The 18203-nt window shown below is 64.5% G+C and carries 17 protein-coding genes; 5 read left to right on the top strand and 12 right to left on the bottom strand.

What is annotated here, in order from left to right; genetic code table 11:
• Window positions 1-12 precede the first annotated feature (12 nt).
• Window positions 13-1002, bottom strand: a complete 990-nt coding sequence (locus tag ACTJK4_RS15560; protein ID WP_322016625.1) for a MurR/RpiR family transcriptional regulator — start codon at window positions 1000-1002, stop codon at window positions 13-15.
• 240 nt (window positions 1003-1242) lie between these two features.
• Between ACTJK4_RS15560 and ACTJK4_RS15555 the strand changes: the two genes are divergently transcribed.
• Both ACTJK4_RS15555 and ACTJK4_RS15550 read left to right on the top strand, forming a co-directional pair.
• Window positions 1243-3180: an ATP-binding cassette domain-containing protein gene (locus ACTJK4_RS15555; RefSeq protein WP_433867213.1), complete on the top strand. Its 1938-nt coding sequence runs from the start codon at window positions 1243-1245 to the stop codon at window positions 3178-3180.
• A gap of 31 nt (window positions 3181-3211) precedes the next feature.
• Window positions 3212-4318, top strand: a complete 1107-nt coding sequence (locus ACTJK4_RS15550; protein ID WP_440818315.1) for a CaiB/BaiF CoA transferase family protein — start codon at window positions 3212-3214, stop codon at window positions 4316-4318.
• On the opposite strand, the gene ACTJK4_RS15545 is transcribed toward ACTJK4_RS15550, so the two are convergent.
• The 4 genes from ACTJK4_RS15545 to alr form a co-directional block, all read right to left on the bottom strand.
• Window positions 4301-4819 carry a DUF523 domain-containing protein gene (locus tag ACTJK4_RS15545; RefSeq protein WP_440818314.1) on the bottom strand — a complete coding sequence of 173 codons (519 nt, stop codon included), beginning with the start codon at window positions 4817-4819 and terminating at the stop codon, window positions 4301-4303. The genes ACTJK4_RS15550 and ACTJK4_RS15545 overlap by 18 nt on opposite strands.
• A 16-nt stretch (window positions 4820-4835) precedes the next feature.
• Window positions 4836-5315: a disulfide bond formation protein B gene (locus ACTJK4_RS15540; protein ID WP_232042687.1), complete on the bottom strand. Its 480-nt coding sequence runs from the start codon at window positions 5313-5315 to the stop codon at window positions 4836-4838.
• A gap of 111 nt (window positions 5316-5426) precedes the next feature.
• The gene (radA, locus tag ACTJK4_RS15535; RefSeq protein ID WP_024975828.1) at window positions 5427-6797 is read right to left on the bottom strand and encodes a DNA repair protein RadA; all 1371 of its coding nucleotides are present in this window, start codon (window positions 6795-6797) and stop codon (window positions 5427-5429) included.
• Between the two features lie 74 nt (window positions 6798-6871).
• Window positions 6872-7996, bottom strand: a complete 1125-nt coding sequence (gene alr, locus ACTJK4_RS15530) for an alanine racemase (RefSeq protein ID WP_433867208.1) — start codon at window positions 7994-7996, stop codon at window positions 6872-6874.
• Window positions 7997-8641: 645 nt separating this feature from the next.
• Here alr and lplT point away from each other — a divergent pair.
• Window positions 8642-9958 (top strand): lysophospholipid transporter LplT, encoded by a 1317-nt coding sequence (lplT, locus tag ACTJK4_RS15525; protein ID WP_440476702.1) that lies wholly within the window; start codon window positions 8642-8644, stop codon window positions 9956-9958.
• A 27-nt stretch (window positions 9959-9985) separates the two neighbouring features.
• On the opposite strand, the gene ACTJK4_RS15520 is transcribed toward lplT, so the two are convergent.
• Genes ACTJK4_RS15520 through tsaB form a run of 3 tightly spaced genes read right to left on the bottom strand, consistent with a single transcriptional unit; the run spans window position 9986 to window position 12041 of the window.
• The gene (locus ACTJK4_RS15520) at window positions 9986-10780 is read right to left on the bottom strand and encodes a uracil-DNA glycosylase (RefSeq protein WP_440818313.1); all 795 of its coding nucleotides are present in this window, start codon (window positions 10778-10780) and stop codon (window positions 9986-9988) included.
• A complete protein-coding gene (rimI, locus tag ACTJK4_RS15515; protein ID WP_343621327.1) occupies window positions 10777-11304 on the bottom strand; it encodes a ribosomal protein S18-alanine N-acetyltransferase in 528 nt (175 codons plus the stop codon). Before rimI ends, ACTJK4_RS15520 begins: the two co-directional genes overlap by 4 nt.
• Window positions 11301-12041, bottom strand: a complete 741-nt coding sequence (gene tsaB / locus ACTJK4_RS15510; RefSeq protein ID WP_232042682.1) for a tRNA (adenosine(37)-N6)-threonylcarbamoyltransferase complex dimerization subunit type 1 TsaB — start codon at window positions 12039-12041, stop codon at window positions 11301-11303. Before tsaB ends, rimI begins: the two co-directional genes overlap by 4 nt.
• A gap of 173 nt (window positions 12042-12214) precedes the next feature.
• On the opposite strand from tsaB, the gene ACTJK4_RS15505 reads away from it, so the two are divergent.
• On the top strand, window positions 12215-12484 hold the full coding sequence (locus ACTJK4_RS15505; protein ID WP_004626591.1) for an acyl-CoA-binding protein: 270 nt from the start codon (window positions 12215-12217) through the stop codon (window positions 12482-12484).
• Between the two features lie 43 nt (window positions 12485-12527).
• Here the strand turns inward: ACTJK4_RS15505 and ACTJK4_RS15500 are convergent, their stop codons facing one another.
• From ACTJK4_RS15500 to ACTJK4_RS15485, 4 genes are all read right to left on the bottom strand, one after another.
• Window positions 12528-13985 carry a DHA2 family efflux MFS transporter permease subunit gene (locus tag ACTJK4_RS15500; RefSeq protein ID WP_343621330.1) on the bottom strand — a complete coding sequence of 486 codons (1458 nt, stop codon included), beginning with the start codon at window positions 13983-13985 and terminating at the stop codon, window positions 12528-12530.
• Window positions 13986-14073: 88 nt separating this feature from the next.
• The gene (locus ACTJK4_RS15495; RefSeq protein WP_232042998.1) at window positions 14074-14544 is read right to left on the bottom strand and encodes an SRPBCC family protein; all 471 of its coding nucleotides are present in this window, start codon (window positions 14542-14544) and stop codon (window positions 14074-14076) included.
• A 122-nt stretch (window positions 14545-14666) separates the two neighbouring features.
• Complete coding sequence (gene aceB, locus ACTJK4_RS15490) at window positions 14667-16247, bottom strand: malate synthase A (protein WP_232042680.1); 1581 nt, start codon at window positions 16245-16247, stop codon at window positions 14667-14669.
• Between the two features lie 85 nt (window positions 16248-16332).
• A complete protein-coding gene (locus ACTJK4_RS15485; RefSeq protein ID WP_004626582.1) occupies window positions 16333-17031 on the bottom strand; it encodes a haloacid dehalogenase type II in 699 nt (232 codons plus the stop codon).
• A 218-nt stretch (window positions 17032-17249) separates the two neighbouring features.
• On the opposite strand from ACTJK4_RS15485, the gene ACTJK4_RS15480 reads away from it, so the two are divergent.
• Complete coding sequence (locus ACTJK4_RS15480; RefSeq protein WP_232042679.1) at window positions 17250-18179, top strand: LysR family transcriptional regulator; 930 nt, start codon at window positions 17250-17252, stop codon at window positions 18177-18179.
• Window positions 18180-18203 lie beyond the last annotated feature (24 nt).

The raw sequence follows: 18203 nt of genomic DNA, 5'->3' as shown, positions 1-18203 counted from the left end.
GCTCGATGTCAATCAGTTTTCAGCGGTGCGTTTGCGGCCGCGTCGGGTGGTCGTCGGGGTGCCGGGGGTGCCTGCGGCATCGTTGGCGCGGGGCGCTGGGGCGGTATGCAGCCACGGCAGCACGAATTCAGTGAGTCGCTCGGCCGATTCCAGCGAATGCGCCGAGCGATGGGCCACCGCGCCGCACAGTGCTTCGAACAGCGCCACGGCAGCCGTGTCAGATGTGGCTGAGAACTGCCGCTCCGGCCGCGCATACAACGCAATGTCGGCCAGCGGCGCGAGCGGCGATGTGGGGCTGTCGGTCAGGGCCAGCAGCTGGCAGCCTTGCTTGCCGGCCTGCTTGGCCAGCGTGATGGTGTCGGCCGCATAGCGCGGGAATGCGATGGCGATCAGCAGATCCTTTGGCCCGATCTTGCGCAGTTGGCGCGCCGCATCCGATGCGCCGCCCGGCTGCGAAACGGAGATCACCGTGTCGCAGTACAGATCGAGCCCATGGCGCAGCAGACCCGCCAGATAGCCGCTGGCGCCAAAGCCCATCACGTAGATGCGTTGCGCGCCCAGGATGGCATCGACCGCGCGTTCGCACGCTGCGGGGTCGAGCATGCGGCGCGTAGCGTCGAGGTTGGCGATATCTTCGTTGAGTGAGGCGGCGAAGATCTCCGCGCTGGTGGCCGGGCGTGCCAGCTCGTGGCGCAGTTTTTCCACCGGCGCGAGCGTCGCCTCGAAGCCGCGCAGCAGCCCGGCACGGAACTGCGGATAGCCATCAAAGCCCAGCGCCAGCGCAAAGCGGTTGGCCGTGGCAATCGACATGTCCACCGCGGCGGCAAACTCGTCGATGCGCATGGTGGCCGCGCGGAACGGGTTCGCCAGCACGTATTCCGCCATGCGCTGGTGCGCCGGCGTGAGCGTGGCCAGGGCCGCCCCAATGCGCTCGGAGACCGTCGCATCGGCAGCGAATGCGCCTTTCGACACATCCGTGCGCTTGCTGGTGGATTTCGCCATGTTCCTGGGCCGTAAAAATTTTGTGTAAATGTATTTTCACGAATCAACCGTGTAAAGAAAAAAACTTTCATGAAGGCCTATGGTTTTCCCTAGGTCCAATACCGCCGCACAGATTGCGGGCGAGCGCGGCCTCGCCACGGTGCAATGCACCAGTCCAAACGCCGGCGGTGCGCCAGGATCGTGCGACGCAGCACGCTACAATCGCACCCTTCTCCGATTTGCCTTCAAGCGCAGTTTTTCGTGATCCGATTCGACGACCTCGTCCTCCAGCGCGGCACCAAGGTGCTGTTCGACCACGCCACCGCCACCCTCAACCCCGGTGAACGGGTCGGCCTTGTCGGCGTGAACGGCAGCGGCAAATCCACGCTGTTTTCCATGCTGCGCGGCGAGCTGCACGCCGACGGCGGCGAAGTCGCCATCCCGCCCACCTGGCAGGTCGCCCACGTGGCGCAGGAAACCCCCGCAGTCGACCGCAGCGCGCTCGACTACACGCTCGACGGCGATACCCGCCTGCGTGACATCGAACGCCGTCTCGCCGCAGCAGAAGCTGCGCACGACGGCCACGCGCAAGCTGAAGCCCACACCGCTTTCGCCGATGCCGATGGCTACACCGCCCCGGCACGCGCCCAGGCGTTGCTGCTCGGCCTCGGTTTCACGATGGCGCAGACCACGCAACCCGTGGCGAGCTTCTCGGGCGGCTGGCGCATGCGTCTGAATCTGGCCCAGGCACTGATGTGCCCGTCCGACCTGCTGCTGCTCGATGAGCCGACCAACCACCTGGATTTGGACGCCGTGGTCTGGCTGGAAGACTGGCTGTCGCGCTACGCCGGCACGCTGGTCATGATTTCGCACGACCGCGAATTCCTCGACGGCGTGTGCAACGTCACGCTGCATATCGAAAACCAGAAGCTCAAACGCTACGGCGGCAACTACACGCAGTTCGAGACGCAACGCCTGCAGCAGATGGCGCTGCAGGAAGCGTCGTACGCGCGGCAGCAGAAGCAGATTGCGCATCTCGAATCGTTCATCACGCGCTTCAAGGCCAAGGCCAGCAAGGCCAAGCAGGCGCAGAGCCGCGTCAAGGCGCTGGAGCGCATGGAGCGTCTCGCGCCCGTGCATGCGGCGGCGGGCTTCTCGTTCGAATTTCGCGAGCCTGAGGCGGCCCCCAACCCGATGCTCACATTTGAAGGCGTCGATTGCGGCTATCCGGGCCCGAGCGCTGATGAGCCCATCACCATCCTCAAACACCTGACGTTCTCGATCCAGACGGGCCAGCGCATTGGCCTGCTGGGTGCCAACGGCCAGGGCAAGTCGACGCTGGTGAAAACGCTGGCCGAGACGCTGGCGCCGCTGTCCGGCACGATCCGGCGCGGAAAGGGCCTGCAGATCGGCTACTTCGCCCAGCACCAGCTCGAAACGCTGGACGACCATGCCTCGCCGCTGCTGCATCTGGCGCGCCTGGCGCCCGACGTGCGCGAGCAGGAACTGCGTGACTTTCTCGGCAGCTTCAACTTTCGCGGCGATATGGCGACCTCGCCCATCGAGCCGTTTTCTGGCGGCGAGAAGGCGCGCCTGGCACTCGCCCTGATCGTCTGGCAGCGCCCCAACCTGCTGCTGCTCGATGAACCGACCAACCACCTGGATCTCGACACGCGCGAAGCGTTGACGATGGCACTCGCCCAGTTCGACGGCACGCTGATCCTCGTCTCGCACGACCGGCATCTGCTGCGCGCCACGACCGACCAGTTCCTGCTCGTTGGCCAGGGCACCGTCGCCCCGTTCGATGGCGATCTGGACGACTACCGTGACTGGCTGCTCAAGCAGGCCGCGGCCAAGCGCGCAGCGGCCAGCGCACAGGCTGCTCCGGCCGATGCAGATGGCGCACCGGCCACAAACCGCCGCGATCAGAAGCGCGAAGAAGCCGCTGAACGTCAGCGCCTGAATGCGCTACGCAAGCCGCTGCAAAAGAACGTCGACACCATCGAAAAGCGCATGGCGCCGCTGCAGAAGGAAAAGGCCGAACTCGAAGCCTTCCTCGCCGACGGCGCTGCGTATGAAGAGGCCAACAAGGCGCGCATGATGGAAAGCCTGCGCCGGCAGGCCGAGCTGAACGCCGAACTCGACGAGCTGGAAGAGCGCTGGCTCGAACTGCACGAACAACTCGAACAAATCAATTAAGGCTGGCGTGCCCGGCCAAGGAGACCTGTTGATGACATCGCCCTCGCCGGACACCGCCACGCACCAGCCACTGGCCGGCGTGCGCGTGCTCGACCTTACGCGCTTGCTGCCTGGCCCGGCCGCCACGCGCCACTTGGTTGACCTTGGCGCAGAAGTCATCAAGATCGAAGACCCCAGCCCCGGCGACTACGCGCGCGACATGATGCGCACCTCCGCTGACCGCACGGCTGAACGCCCGAGCCTGTTCTTCCGCTCGCTCAATCGCGGCAAGACCGAAATGCGGCTCGACCTGAAACGCGCCGAAGACCGCGACGCGCTCATCGAACTCGTACGCCACGCCGATGTGCTGATCGAAAGCTTCCGCCCTGGCGTCATGGCGCGCCTCGGTGTCGGCTGGGACACCCTGCGTGCGGCCAACCCGGCGCTCGTCATGTGTTCCATCAGCGGCTACGGCCAGGACGGACCGCTCGCACAAGCCGCCGGCCACGACATCAACTACGTCGGCTATGCGGGCATGCTCGACCAGCTCGCCAGCGCGGACGGCACGCCCATCGTCCCCAACGTGCAGATCGGCGACCTGCTGGGCGGTGCGCTCACGGCGGTGGTCGGCATCCTGGCCGCGCTGGTCGACGCGCGCGCCACCGGCCGCGGCCGCTATGTCGACGTTTCCATGACGGACTCGGTATTCGCGCATAACCTGATGGCGTTCTTTGCTGTCGGCACGCGCGGCAAGGCCAGCCCCGCCGGCAGCGATCTGCTCAACGGCGGCGTGCCGTGCTACGGCGTGTATCGCACGGCGGACGATCGCTTCATGGCCGTCGGCGCACTCGAATTGAAGTTCTGGCAGGTGATGTGCGACGTCATCGGCAAGCCTGCATGGAAAGACAAGCACTGGGCGCTCGGCCAGCGCGTCGGCGGCGACGAGGCACGGGCCGTTCGCGACGAACTTGCTGCGCTGTTCCTAACCGCCACGCAAGCCGAATGGACCGAACGTTTTGCCGATGCCGATTGCTGTGTCACGCCCGTGCTGCGCATGGAAGAAGCACTGCAGCATCCGCTCTTTGCCGAGCGCAACAGCGTCGTGAAGGAGAACGGCGAGCCCGTGCAGCTCGCCCTGCCGCTACGGTTTGCGGACTGACGAATCCGCGCGATCCAGCGTATCGAGCAGGCGAGCGGCGTCTTCCAGCTGGTGCTGGCTGAACACGCGGATGCCGTGCTGGCGGAGCAGCGCAGCGGTGACGCCCTCGCCATGCTGCAACTGGCTGGAAAACGTGCCGTCGTAGAGGAATGCAGAACCGCAAGACGGGCTGCGCTCGGTGAGCACGGCGACTTGCACGCCGGCAGCCTGCGCCGCCTCCAGGGCGCGTTGCGCGCCCCGTACAAACGCTTCGGTGACGTCATGACCGTGGTGTTCGACGACACGGGCTGCGCCGCGCAGCACCGCCGCACCACCGCCTTCGCCGTGAATTTCCGCGGGCAGACGCGGCACCGGCAAACCGCCGGCCATCTCGGGGCACATCGACACGATGCGCCCTTCCATCTGCCAGCGCGCCAGGATGCCGCCCTCGGTGACGACCGTGCCGCCGTCATAGCGCACCGGCTGGCCCAGCAGGCAGGCACTCACCAGCACGCGTTGCATGATCGGCGGCCCCGGCTCAGCGGCGCTCGCGGCGGATCATCCCCACCACCAGCGTCAGCGACAGAATCACCAGCCAGATCAACGACCACACCGGCACCGACAGGCCCAGCACCGGCGGCATCGGCCCGACGCACAAGCCATCGGCTTCGAACACCTGCGGCAACCATTTGGCAGTCGGCAGCGCGTTGACCCAGTTTTCGATCGGGTCGATCCCGCACGTTGCCTTCGGATTCAGCAGCAGCGAGACGTGGTACCCCGCCACGCACAGTCCCGCCAAGCCCGAGAGCATCCCGAGCCCGTGCCACAACAGCCGCGTGGCCGACGACAGCGCCGCCAGCAGCGAGAACACGCCAATGCCCAGGAACGCAAACCGCTGGAGGATGCACAGCGGGCACGGCTGCAGCCCCTCAACGTGCTGCAGGTACAGCGCATAGCCGACCAACCCGAAGGAGATCACGGCAATCAGCAGGAAAAAGGCGCGCGAGTTGGCTTGCATGGCGGCGTCAGTTCAGAGGGAGTCGTGGAGAAAAGTTGGCGGATTATCGCACCGCAACGGCACGCGCATTTTCAAATGGCATCAGCGATACCGTTGCGAAATTTTGAACGATCAAGCCTCCAGCGCCCGCACGCGGTCGATGGCCTGCTCGATACGTTCAACGGCAATGACCTCCAGCCCGTCGATCGCCTGCTTCGGGGCGTTGGATTTCGGGATCACGGCAATTGAGAAGCCCAGCTTGGCCGCTTCCTTCAACCGCTCCTGACCGCGCGGCGTCGGGCGGATTTCCCCGGCCAGGCCGATCTCGCCAAACACCACCAGCCCACGCGGCAGCGCCTTGTTGCGCATCGACGAATGAATCGCCAGCAGCACCGCCAAGTCCGCCGCCGGTTCGGTAATCTTCACGCCGCCCACCGCGTTCAGGAACACGTCTTGGTCAAAGCACGCAATGCCGGCATGACGGTGCAACACCGCCAGCAACATCGCCAAGCGGTTCTGCTCCAGGCCCACCGCCAAGCGGCGCGGGTTCGGCACGTTGGCCGTATCCACCAGCGCCTGGATTTCCACCAGCAGCGGCCGCGTGCCTTCCTGCGTGACGAGCACGCATGAACCCGGCACCACCTGCTCGTGCTGCGAGAGGAACAGCGCCGACGGATTGGCCACGCCGCGCAGGCCGCGCTCCGTCATCGCAAACACGCCCAGCTCGTTGACGGCGCCGAAACGGTTCTTGAACGCCCGCACCAGCCGGTAGGCGGAATGCGTGTCGCCCTCGAAATACAACACCGTATCGACGATGTGTTCGAGGACTCGCGGGCCCGCCAGCGCGCCCTCCTTGGTTACATGGCCGACCAGAATGGTGGTCACATCCAGCCGCTTGGCAATGCGCGTCAGTTGCGCCGCGCACTCGCGCACCTGGGCCACGGAGCCCGGCGCCGAGGTCAGCGCCTCCGAATACAGCGTCTGGATCGAATCGATGACGACAACCTCGGGCTTTTCCACCTCGATGGTCGCCTGGATGCGCTCAAGCTGGATCTCCGCCAGCAGCGCAAGGTTCGGGCTTTCGATGCCCAGGCGGCGCGCACGCAGCGCGATCTGCGAGCCGGACTCTTCGCCGCTCACATACAGCACCCGCCGATCGGCCGACAGGTTGGACAACGCCTGCAGCAACAGCGTCGATTTGCCGATCCCCGGATCGCCGCCGATCAGCACCACGCCGCCGCTGACCAGGCCACCGCCCAGTACGCGGTCAAATTCGTCGATGCCGCTGGAGAAGCGCGGCACATCCACCGCGTCGATGTCCGACAGCTTGCGCACCGTCGCGCTGGATGCGAGCGACTGGAAGCGCGCACCGGCACCGGACGTCGGCTGCGCGACGGTTTCCACCAGCGTGTTCCACTGCTGGCAATTCGGGCACTGCCCCGCCCATTTCGGCGCCGTACCGCCACATTCAGTGCACGTATAGACCGTCTTGCTCTTGGCCAAACAACCCCCTGCTTGCGGCACCGCGCCTGGGCGGCGGCCGCTTGATCTTTGTCTTTGTATTGGTGGTGCCGCGCTCAGGCAGCCTTACCCAGGTCGCCGGCGTCTGCCGTGCTGACCGGTTCGACCGACACGGGCACGCGCGGCGCCAGTGCGCACATCAGCTCATAACCGACCGTGCCGGAAGCGTGTGCGACGTCGTCGATCGGCAAGCCTTCGCCCCACAGCGTGACGGGTGTGCCGACACGCGCCTCGGGCACGCCGGCCAGGTCAACGGTAATCATGTCCATCGACACGCGGCCGACGATGTGCGTGCGCACGCCATCGACCAGCACCGGCGTATGGTTGCCGTCCCAGCCCGGCGCATGGCGCGGGTAGCCGTCGGCATAACCGCACGCAACAATGCCGATGCGCATCGGGTGCTCCACGGTAAAGCGCGAGCCGTAACCAATCGTCGCACCCGGCTGCAGATCCTGAATGGCGATCAGTTCGCTCTTGAGCGACATGGCGGGCATCAGGCCCGTGCCGTCAATGTCCGCCGCCACGCCCGTCGGCGATGCGCCGTACATGATCACGCCCGGGCGCACCCAGTCGCGATGCGCCTTCGGATGCCACAGCGTGGCCGCGGAGTTGGAAAGCGACGCCTCGCCCGGCAAACCTTGCGTAGCCTGCTCAAACGCGACAAGTTGATGCTCGATGCCTCGCGGGCCGTCGGCATCGGAAAAATGCGTCATGTGGACGATCGTGCCAACGCCCGAAATGGCGCGGGCGCGTTCCCATGCAGCGCGGTAGGCGGCGGGCGCGAAGCCCAGGCGGCTCATGCCCGTATTGATCTTGAGTTGCACGCTGATGGGGCCCTTCAGGCGCGCCAGTTCCAGCATGCGCAGTTGCTCTTCGCAGTGAACGGTGGTGGTCAGGCGGTATTGCTCGACGATGGCCAGATCTTCCGGCTTGAAAAAACCTTCGAGCAAGAGAACCGGACCCTGCCACCCGAGCTGGCGCAGGCGGACGGCCTCGTCCAGATCGAGCAGACCGAAACCATCGGTCTGGCGCAGACCTTCATACGCGCGTTCGATGCCGTGGCCGTACGCGTTGGCTTTAACGACAGCCCACACGCGCGAATTGGGCGCATGGCGGCGGGCAACCTGGAGATTATTGGCAAGTGCTGGGCCGTGGATGACGGCCTGGATGGGTCTTGGCATGACGGCAAACCTGCAAAACGTGAATGCGATGGCGCGCTCGTGGCGCGGCGTCGGTGCTGCAATGCAACGGGCAAATAGGCTGTGAGCGGGCCGTGCGCCCGGCCTCACGCGCTGAGCGTTCTATTTGACCACAGGACGCCAACTGGTTCGCGCCTGTCATGAGCCTGCCAAAAAAGAAAGTGCGCCGCCGTCACCGGGAGCGCACAAGTTTCGTGATATAAAGCCGTTCAATTCAGGCATGGGAAAACCGTCGAGATGCGCTGCCGGCATGGAGAAAGTTGGGCACCAGCCACTTCTTTTTGCGCGATGGCGTCACATCCGATTTGACCATGCAAACAGGCGAGACCAAAACAAGCTGCGGGCGGAACGCATGGCCCCAACGCCTGTCAGTGAAGATTCCCGCGGTTGCCCGGCGATGCATGTCTTGCAGCACCGGACGGGCCCCGCCCAAGGGAACCACAATCCGGGGAGCCCGCGCGGGCGCTGGCTTCAAGGCCTCCACCGCGCACCTGTGCGCTGCGCGGCGGGTCAGCCGATGCATCGCCTGGCCGGCACCTCGAGGGGGCGCTTCCGAGTACCGGCACGCTGCCGGCACGACGTGAAGACGAACATGGCACCGCGGTCTACGGGGACAAATTCGAAGGTATGAAGAAGGGTTTTTACACCATCATGGCGGCGCAATTTTTTTCGTCGCTCGCCGACAATGCGCTGCTGATTGCCGCCATCGCCCTTCTGACCGAGATGCATGCGCCGCAGTGGATGACCCCGCTGCTCAAGTTGTTCTTCGTGCTCTCTTACGTTCTACTTGCCGCTTTCGTGGGCGCGTTTGCAGATTCCCGGCCCAAGGGCAAGGTGATGCTCATCACCAATGCCATCAAGCTGATTGGTTGTGGCGTGATGCTTTCCGGCCTGCACCCGTTGCTCGCCTACGGTGTGGTCGGCTTCGGTGCGGCGGCGTATTCGCCGGCCAAGTACGGCATCCTGACCGAACTGCTCCCCCCTGAAAAACTTGTTGCCGCCAATGGGTGGATCGAAGGCCTGACCGTCGGCTCGATCATCCTGGGCACCGTGCTAGGCGGGGCGCTGATCTCGAACCATGTATCGGCGTGGCTGCTGTCGTTCGACATTCCTGGGCTGGAGCGCATCAACACCCCGGCCGAAGCGGCCATGCTGGTGATCATGGTGATCTACCTGATCGCGGCACTGTTCAACACGCGCATTCCCGATACCGGCGCACGCTATCCGCAGCAGGAAAAGAACCCGGTACGCCTGGTTTCAGAGTTTGCCGACTGCTTCAACGCCCTGTGGCACGACAAGCTGGGCCAGATATCCCTGGCCGTGACGACGCTGTTCTGGGGCGCAGGCGCCACGCTGCAGTTCATCGTGCTGAAGTGGGCCGAGCAATCGCTGGAACTGAACCTCTCGCAGGGCGCCATCCTCCAGGCCGTGGTGGCTGTGGGCGTGGCCGCGGGGGCGATGGCTGCCGCCGTCAAAATCCCGCTGCGCCGCTCGCTTGACGTGCTGCCGGTGGGTGTGGCGATGGGCGCGGTGGTCATGCTGATGGCGTTCTACACCAAGCACACGATTCCCGAGATCACGTTCCACATCGGCGGGATGAAGCTGCCGTTGTACATGATGATTGCCTACCTGTTCCTGATGCTGGTGGGCGCCATGTCTGGCTTTTTCGTGGTGCCGATGAACGCGCTGCTGCAGCATCGCGGGCATGTGTTGCTCTCTGCCGGGCACTCGATCGCGGTGCAGAACTTCAACGAGAACGTGTCTGTGCTGCTGATGCTGTGCCTGTACGCGCTGCTCATCAAGCTGAACGTGTCGGTGGGCGTGGTGATCGTATCGTTCGGCATCTTCGTCTGCCTGACGATGGCGCTAGTCATGCGCCGGCATCGCGTCAACGAGAAGCTGTTCCACACCGCCGCGCTCATCGGCGAAGACAAGCACCACTGACGCAGTGCCCGCCCCGCCGGACGGGGCTTACTGGCCCCCGCGCTCCGCGTAGATCTTGCGCGCCAGACACAGGTCTTCCCATGCACGCGCCTTGTCTGTCAGCGTCCGCAGCAGATAGGCCGGGTGATAGGTCACCACCACGGGCACGCCTTCCACTTCGTGCACCTTGCCGCGCAGTTTGCCGACAGGCGTTTGCGTCTGCAGCAGGTTCTGCGCAGCAATGCGACCCAGCACGACGATGATGCGCGGCTTGACCAGCGCAATCTGACGTTTGAGATACGGATCGCACATCGCTGCTTCGTCCGGCTCCGGATCCCGATTGCCGGGTGGGCGGCACTTGAGCACGTTGGCGATGAACACGCCTTTTTCGCGCGACAGGCCGATCGATCGCAGCATGCTGTCGAGCAGCTTGCCGGCCTGGCCGACGAACGGTTCGCCCTGCTTGTCTTCCTGCTCGCCCGGCGCTTCACCGATCAGCATCCATTCGGCCTGACGGTCACCAACGCCGAATACGGTGTTTGTGCGGCGCTCGCATAGCTTGCACGACGTGCAGTTGGAAACGGCGGCTTCGAGCTGCGCCCAATCGAATGCGGCGATGCGCTGAGCGCGCGGGGCAGCCGAATCCGGCGGCGCCTCGATGACAGGCGGCTCGACTCGCGCAGCCGCAGGCTCTGCAGCCGCAAACACGGGGGCTTCAGCCTCCGCGGCAACCGGCTCTGCAACGGCCACCTCGACGGCCTCGTCCGCAGCCGGCTCAGCCCCGCGCAATGTCCATTCGGTCGAAACGCCCAGCGCTTCCAGCATTCGGGATCGACGATTCATGCAGCCTCCACCCCGCTCGCTTCACACACCATGCGCATGACGAGCGCATCTTCGCGCGTGTTGTTTTCAGCCGGGTAATAGCGCTTGCGCCGACCGATCTCGGCAAACCCGACACGGTGATACAGCGCAATCGCGCCGATGTTGGAGGGGCGTACCTCCAGCAGCAAGCTGCCGAAACCATGCACCAACGTGAGCGCCGTTGCCAGACGCAGCAGCCAACGGCCCAGCCCTTGCCGCTGCCACGCCGGCGCCACGGTCACGTTGAGCAGGTGCATCTCGTCGACCACCGGCATGAGAATCAAATAGCCCGCGACCTCGTTGCCGCCATCCCGCAGGACAATGCCGAGGTGACCGGACTTGAGCGAATCCTCAAAGTTGCCGCGGGACCAGGGAAACGTGAACGCCGCCTGCTCGACCGCAGCGACGCCAGCCAGATCGCGTGCGGTCATGCGCTCCGCACGCCAGCCCGCAGGCAACGGCGCTTGCGCGATAACGCCGGCCAGCGCGTTCTCGATCAGGCTCATGGCTGTGCACCCGCTGCGGCAGCCTTAGCCTGTTGCACAGCCTGCCGCTCTTCAATGGTGAGCGCGACCTTGTCACGCACATACAGCGGCGCCGCATCTTCGGGCCGCACCGTATGGCCGGCAGCCAAAAGGCGCAGACCCACGGCGATGATCTCGCGGGCGTGCGGCGCGACTTCCGGCAACACAGCGGCAGCGCCTGCCGCAATGCTCAACTGTTCGCCGAACACTGCTGCGGCATTGCCCGCCAGCCAGTACGCTTGCGGCGGCGCGGCAACGCTGTGCGGCCCGCTTACCTGGATGGGCGAAAGTGCATGCCAGCCCGAGGCGTCCTGGGCCGCATCGGCGGGTACGAAGCTGGCCCAGTAGCACTCTTCCATGCGCGCATCGAGGGCGATGGTCACGGCCGTGCCGGCCGGCAGCGTTGCGCGCGTCTGTTCTGCGCAAGCGACGAGGGAATTGACCGGCACGACGGGCAAGTCCGCACCAAACGCCAAACCCTGCGCGACGCCGCATGCCGTGCGCAAACCGGTGAACGAACCAGGGCCGGCGCCAAAGGCAATCGCCGCACAATCGGCCAGGGCGATGCCCGCCTCGGCCAGCAACTCGGATGCCGCCGGCAGCACCCGGCTACTGGAGCGCGGACCGGTGTGTTCATGACGGAACAGCGTGCGCGTGCCGTCACCAAGGGCGACGGAACAGAACTCGGTGGAGGTATCGAAAGCAAGAATCCAGGGCATGGCGGCATTGTACCGGCTGGTGTGGCGCCTGAATGCGCAAACCCGTGGCTGCGCCTCGGGAAACCGGGCCAAAAGTTGCGCAAAAAACCGAAGCCGTCCTCGAATTCAAACGGCCCAGCCATACAACCCCGGCGCTATCATCGCCAGACCATTGTTTTCAGCCGGGAATCATCATGAGCGACTTGCAAGCCCGTTTCGACCAAGCCCAAATCGACGTCAAGGGCCTCTCCGAACGCCCCGCCAACATGACGCTGCTGCGCCTGTATGCGCTGTACAAGCAAGGCGCCGAAGGTGACGCACACGGCGACAAGCCGGGCTTTACCGACATCGTCGGCCGCTACAAGTTCGAGGCCTGGGAAGGCCTGAAGGGCACGTCGCAGGACGAAGCCAAGCAAAAGTACATCGACCTTGTCGAAGAACTGAAGAGTGGCGCAACGACCTGAGCGTCGAATCGCCAAACGAAGAACCGGGCCCGCGCCCGGTTTTTTATTGCGCCGCAGGAATGGCGGATGGCAGCTCTCGGCGGCGCATGCGCCACGCGGCCAGCACGGCAAGTGCGCACAGCGTGCCGAGAAAGATGAATGTCTCGTCGAAGGCCAGGATGCGCGCCTCGGGGTCGACCGCTGCACCGTGCACGGTTTCGATGCCGCGCACGGCGAGCCGCCATTGCAGAAAAATCCCCGTGGCCGACACGCCGATCGCCCCACCCAACTGGCGCAGGAAATTGACAGCGCTGGAGCCTTGCGCAATCAACGTGAAATCGACACCACGCATGGCGCCAAGGCTCAGCGATGGCAGCACGAAGCCAAGCCCGATCCGCCCAATGATGGCGATGGCGATCAGCAGCAGATAGCTTGTTGCCCGCGTGTTGGTTGCCATCAGGAAGAACGAAAGCGCCAGCGCTGCCAGCCCAAACGACACCAGCCGGAATGGCTCGATTCGATTGGTCAGCCGTCCGGCCAGCATGATCGTCACGGCCAACACCAGGCCTGCGGGCAGCAGCACCAACCCGGCGCGCGACGGCGCATAGGCCAGCGCCACCTGCATATACACCGGCACCAGGTACGTCGAACCGTACAGCCCCGCCCCGTAGATGAAGGCCACCACCGCCCCCATCGCAAACTGCCGATAGCTGAAGAGCCGCAGGTTCAACAACGGCGACTCCACCCGCCGCTGCCAGAATACGAAGCCCGCCACACACACGGCCGACACGAGCATCAGCACGATGCCGTGCGCGGCATCGCCATGCAGGGCGACGAGCCCATTGAGCAGCGTGACCGTCGCGCCGCCGATGAGCAGCAGGCCGCGCCAATCAAGCGGTTTGGGCTCACCGGCCATCGACGAGTTGACGGCCATGAAGCGCCGCGCCATCGCCCACCCAATCAACGTAAACGGCATCACCACGAAGAAGATCGAGCGCCAGCCGAACAACTCAACCAGGAAACCGCCTACGCTCGGGCCCACGGCAGGGGCCAGCACGACGCCAAAACCGAACAGGCCGAACGCCTTGCCTTGCTCCCGTTCGGGAAACACGCGCAGGATCAGGATGTTGGGCAGCGGCTGCATGATGCCTGCCGCAATGCCTTCCACGACACGCATGGCGATCATCACTTCGTAATTCGGCGACAGACCGCCCGCCAGCCCGCCCACACCCAGCAGCAGCAACGCACCGATGAACGTGCGACGCAGCCCGAAGCGCAGCAGCAGCCAGGGCGTCAGCAGCATCGACAAGGTCATCGCCACCATGAAGCTGGCCGACACCCATTGCGCGCGTTCCTGCCCGAGCACGAAATGCCGGCTCAGATCGGGAATCGCCACGTTGACGATGGTGGCCGAGATGACGGAGGACACCGCCCCCACCATCAGCGTGAAGAGAACGAGCCACTTGAAGCGCTCGCCGTAACGCGCGCGCAGGGCCTCCAGGGTGGGCGTGAATGTCGTCATGGTCTCGTTGTTGTGATGTGTGAGACGACCAAAGGCAAGCAAAGCAACCCGGCCAGCGCCTCCTCCAGCGCCGGCTGGGCGGGACACGTCAGCCGAGGCGGCCGGTGGCGGCAATCTCGCGGATACGGCGCACGGTGTCGATGTCGGATTCGCGATAGGCGGATTTGACGATCTCGGCGTAGCGCGTGTCGCCAGTTTCGTCGGCGTTGGGCAGCGTGGTGTCGTAGACGAAACGGATGAACGCGGCGTTGGCCTCGTTGCTCTCGATCGTCATGGTCAGCGACCCGCCGGCGTGTTCGCCGGTGGCCGCGGTGGTGTAGGTCACGCGCTTGTGCGGCTCGAGCGTCACGCGATCCTGGATGCGCGCCTTGCCGAAAACGAGCTCGCGTTCGACCCAGCCGTCGCCCTCAGCGGTGATGATGCATTCGTCCAGGCTTTCAACAAATTCGGTTTGCTCGCGCACGCGCAATACCAGGCCTTGCCAGATCTGGTTCAGGGTCAGCGTGTCGATGAGGGGGTTCAGTGGATCATTGACTTCCACCAGGTGTTCAAAGCGCAAAGCGGCCTCCGAAAGATTTCGTGACATTATCGCGCGGCTTGACCGGCCTTGCGGCAAAAGAAAAACGCCGGCGGGTTGCCCCGGCCGGCGTTTCCTCTGCGCGCTTTAAGCGTCGCTTACCTTCAGATTTCTTCGTACAACGGCAGCGTCAGGAATTCTGCAAAGTCTTCCGACGTCGACATCTGTTCGAAGATTTCTGCAGCGCGGTCAAAGTGGCCCACCGCGCCCGTCTCCTTCACCTTGGCCAATTCTTCCGGGATCAGCTTGCGCACCAGTTCAGCCGTGACCTTGGTGCCGTCTTCCAGCTTGCCCTTCGGCGAGCGGATCCATTGCCACACCTGCGAGCGCGAGATCTCGGCCGTGGCGGCATCTTCCATCAGGTTGTGGATCGGCACGCAACCGTTGCCGGCCAGCCAGGCGCCCAGGTAGTGGATGCCAACGTTGATGTTCATGCGCAGGCCGCCTTCGGTGATCGGCGTTTCCGGCTGGAAGTCCAGCAGGTCGGCAGCCTTCACTTCCACGTCCGGGCGTTGCTTCTCGAACTGGTTCAGCTTGTCGCCCAGCACTGCCACGAATTCCTTCATGGCCGGCTCGACCAGGCCCGGGTGCGCCACCCAGCCACCGTCGTAGCCGTCGGTCGCGTCGCGCTTCTTGTCGCCGATGATGCCGGCCATAGCGATGGCGTTCTTCTCCGGATCGTTCTTGATCGGGATCAGCGCGCTCATGCCGCCGATGGCGGGCGCACCACGCTTGTGGCAGGTCTTGAGCAGCAGCAGCGCGTAGGCGCGCATGAACGGCGAGGTCATCGTCACCTTGGCGCGGTCGGCCAGGCAGAAGTTCTTGTCGACCTTGAACTTCTTGATGCACGAGAAGATGTAGTCCCAACGGCCAGCGTTCAGGCCAGCGCTGTGCTCGCGCAGTTCGTACAGGATTTCTTCCATCTCGAACGCGGCGAGGATGGTTTCGATCAGCACGGTGGCCTTGATCGTGCCTTGCGGCAGACCGATCTCGTTCTGCGCCATCACGAAGATGTCGTTCCACAGGCGCGCTTCCAGATGGCTTTCCATCTTCGGCAGATAGAAGAACGGGCCGGCGCCACGAGCGATCTGTTCCTTGGCGTTATGGAACAGGAACAGCGCAAAGTCGAAGATGCCGCCGGACACGCGCTCGCCATCGATCAGCACATGCTTCTCGTCCAGGTGCCAGCCGCGCGGACGCACTTGCAGCGTGGCGATCTTGTCGTTGAGCTTGTAGGTCTTGCCGTTCTGCTCCAGCGTGAGCGTGCGGCGGATGGCGGCCTTCAGGTTGACCTGGCCCTGGATCTGGTTATGCCAGCTCGGCGAATTCGAATCTTCGAAGTCGGTCATGTAGCTGTCCGCGCCCGAATTGAACGCGTTGATGACCATCTTGGCATCGACCGGGCCAGTGATTTCCACACGGCGGCAGTGCAGTGCTGGCGGGATCGGGGCGACCTTCCAGTCGCCTTCACGCACGGCCTTCGTTTCCGGCAGGAAATCCGGGCGCTCGCCGGCGTCCAGGCGCTTGGCGCGCTCGACACGGGCAGCCAGCAGCTCTTTACGACGCGGCTGGAAGGCACGATGCAGCTTGGCAACCAGCGCCAGCGCTTCGGGGGTCAGAATGTCTTCGTAGGCCGGCAGAATCTCGGCCTTGATCTCCATGCCTTGGGGCAGCGTGAGCGCCATGGTTGTTCTCCAGAAGATGATGTGAGGGTTGAACGCGTTTTGGTCTTAATTTGGTCCTATGGCTGGACCGATTGAATGCAATGCCTTAAGTCGCTTGTGTTGCCTGCACGAACTGCAGCAGATCGCGCATGTCGTGGCCGGCCGCGGTGGGCGCCACGTCGAGTGCCTCGGGCGGATGCCCCAGGCGGTTGATCCAGAACGTTGTGAAGCCGTACCACGTCGCGCCGCAGGCATCCCAGCCATTGGACGAGACAAACAGAATCTGTTCCGCCGGCACGCCAAACGCTTGTGGCGCCAGCGCATAGGCTTGGGGCGCAGTCTTGTAGAGCTTGACCGCATCGACCGACAGCACGTGATCGAACAGCCCGGACATCCCCGCACTCTTCACGGCAATGTCGAGCATCTGCGGGTTGCCGTTGGAGAGGATGCCCAGCGGCAAGCCCATCTCACGCAGGCGGCGCAGCGCGGGCACGTTCTCGGGAAACGCAGACAGGCACGCATATTCGCGCATCAGCGTGGCCTCGTCGTGGGCGGAAAGCTCGACGCCCAGGCGTGCCGCGGCATAGCGCAGCGCATCGACGGTGATGTCCCAGAACGGCTTGTAGTGTTCGCCCGAGGGGCCGGCCAGCGAGCGGATGCGCGTGTAATCGATCTGCTTGTCGCGCCAGAGCACCGACAGCGCCTCGCCCTTGCCGGCAAACAGTTGCTCGGCACGCGCGGCCACGGAGTACACGTCAAACAACGTGCCATAGGCATCGAAGACCACCGCGCGAATCGAACGCATCTGAAGCTCCACGGACCCGAAGGCCCCGCAATTGGGCGTTCCATCACGCAGAACGCCTTGCCGACCTTCGCAACGAGGGCCATTGTAGAAAAGCTGACGCACCGCACAAAGACGCCAATGGTCACTTGATCTTTGACTTTTACTGATGGAATGACGAGTGATAACCTTTATATTCGTCACAATCCCGCAGACCTCGGTTGCCACGGTATACATCAGGCATGGATCATTTCAAGCAGCTCGAAACCTTTGTCGCCGTCGCAACACGCGGCAGCCTATCCGCCGCCGCCGCCGCTGAGGGCGTGGCGCCTGCCATCATCGGGCGCCGCATCGACGCGCTGGAAGAACGCCTGGGCGTCAAGCTCCTGGTGCGCACCACGCGACGCATCACCCTCACGTTCGAGGGTTCGGCGTTCCTGGAGGATTGCCAGCGGATTCTCAACGACCTGCACAACGCCGAGGCAAGCGTCTCGGCCGGTGGCGTAAAAGCCAGCGGGCACCTGCGTGTGACCGCCCCCGCCGGTTTTGGCCGCCGCCATGTCGCGCCCATGGTGCCGGACTTTATCGAGGCCCACCCGGATGTCTCGATGACGCTGGACCTGGGCGACCGGGTGGTCGACCTCGTCAACGAAGGCTTCGATTGCGCGATCCGCCTGGGCGATCTGCCCGATTCGAGCCTCGTGTCGATCCGCCTGTGGGAAAACCGCCGCGTGGTGGTGGCCGCACCGTCATATCTGGAGCGCCGCGGCGTTCCGACGCAGGTTGAGCAGCTTTCGACGCACAACTGCCTGGCCTTCGGCGCCAGCGCCAACGTGCAGCGCGGCTGGGTCTTCCAGCAAGGCGGCAAGGCCGTCACCGTCAAGGTGTCCGGCACGATGGAATGCACGGACGGCGCCGTGCTGCGCGAGTGGTGCCTGCAAGGCTATGGCCTGGCGTGGCGCTCCTGGTGGGAGGTCGGGCACGACATTGCCACGGGCAAGCTGGTGACGGTGCTCGATGCCTTTGAAGCGCCGCCGATCGGCATCCACGCGGTGTTTCCGCAGCGCAAGCATCTGCCGCTGCGCGTGCGCCTCTTTATCGATTTCCTCAAGAACACGTATGGCAACCCGGCCTATTGGCGCCGGGCAGACGCCATCATCGGAATGGATTAGCAATCACCCCGAGTGGGTGAAACA

Source organism: Ralstonia sp. 22111, from assembly GCF_052045895.1.
Lineage (GTDB): Bacteria > Pseudomonadota > Gammaproteobacteria > Burkholderiales > Burkholderiaceae > Ralstonia > Ralstonia wenshanensis.
Note: the sequence above shows the minus strand (reverse complement) of the source record. Positions and strands in the feature narration are given on the sequence as shown.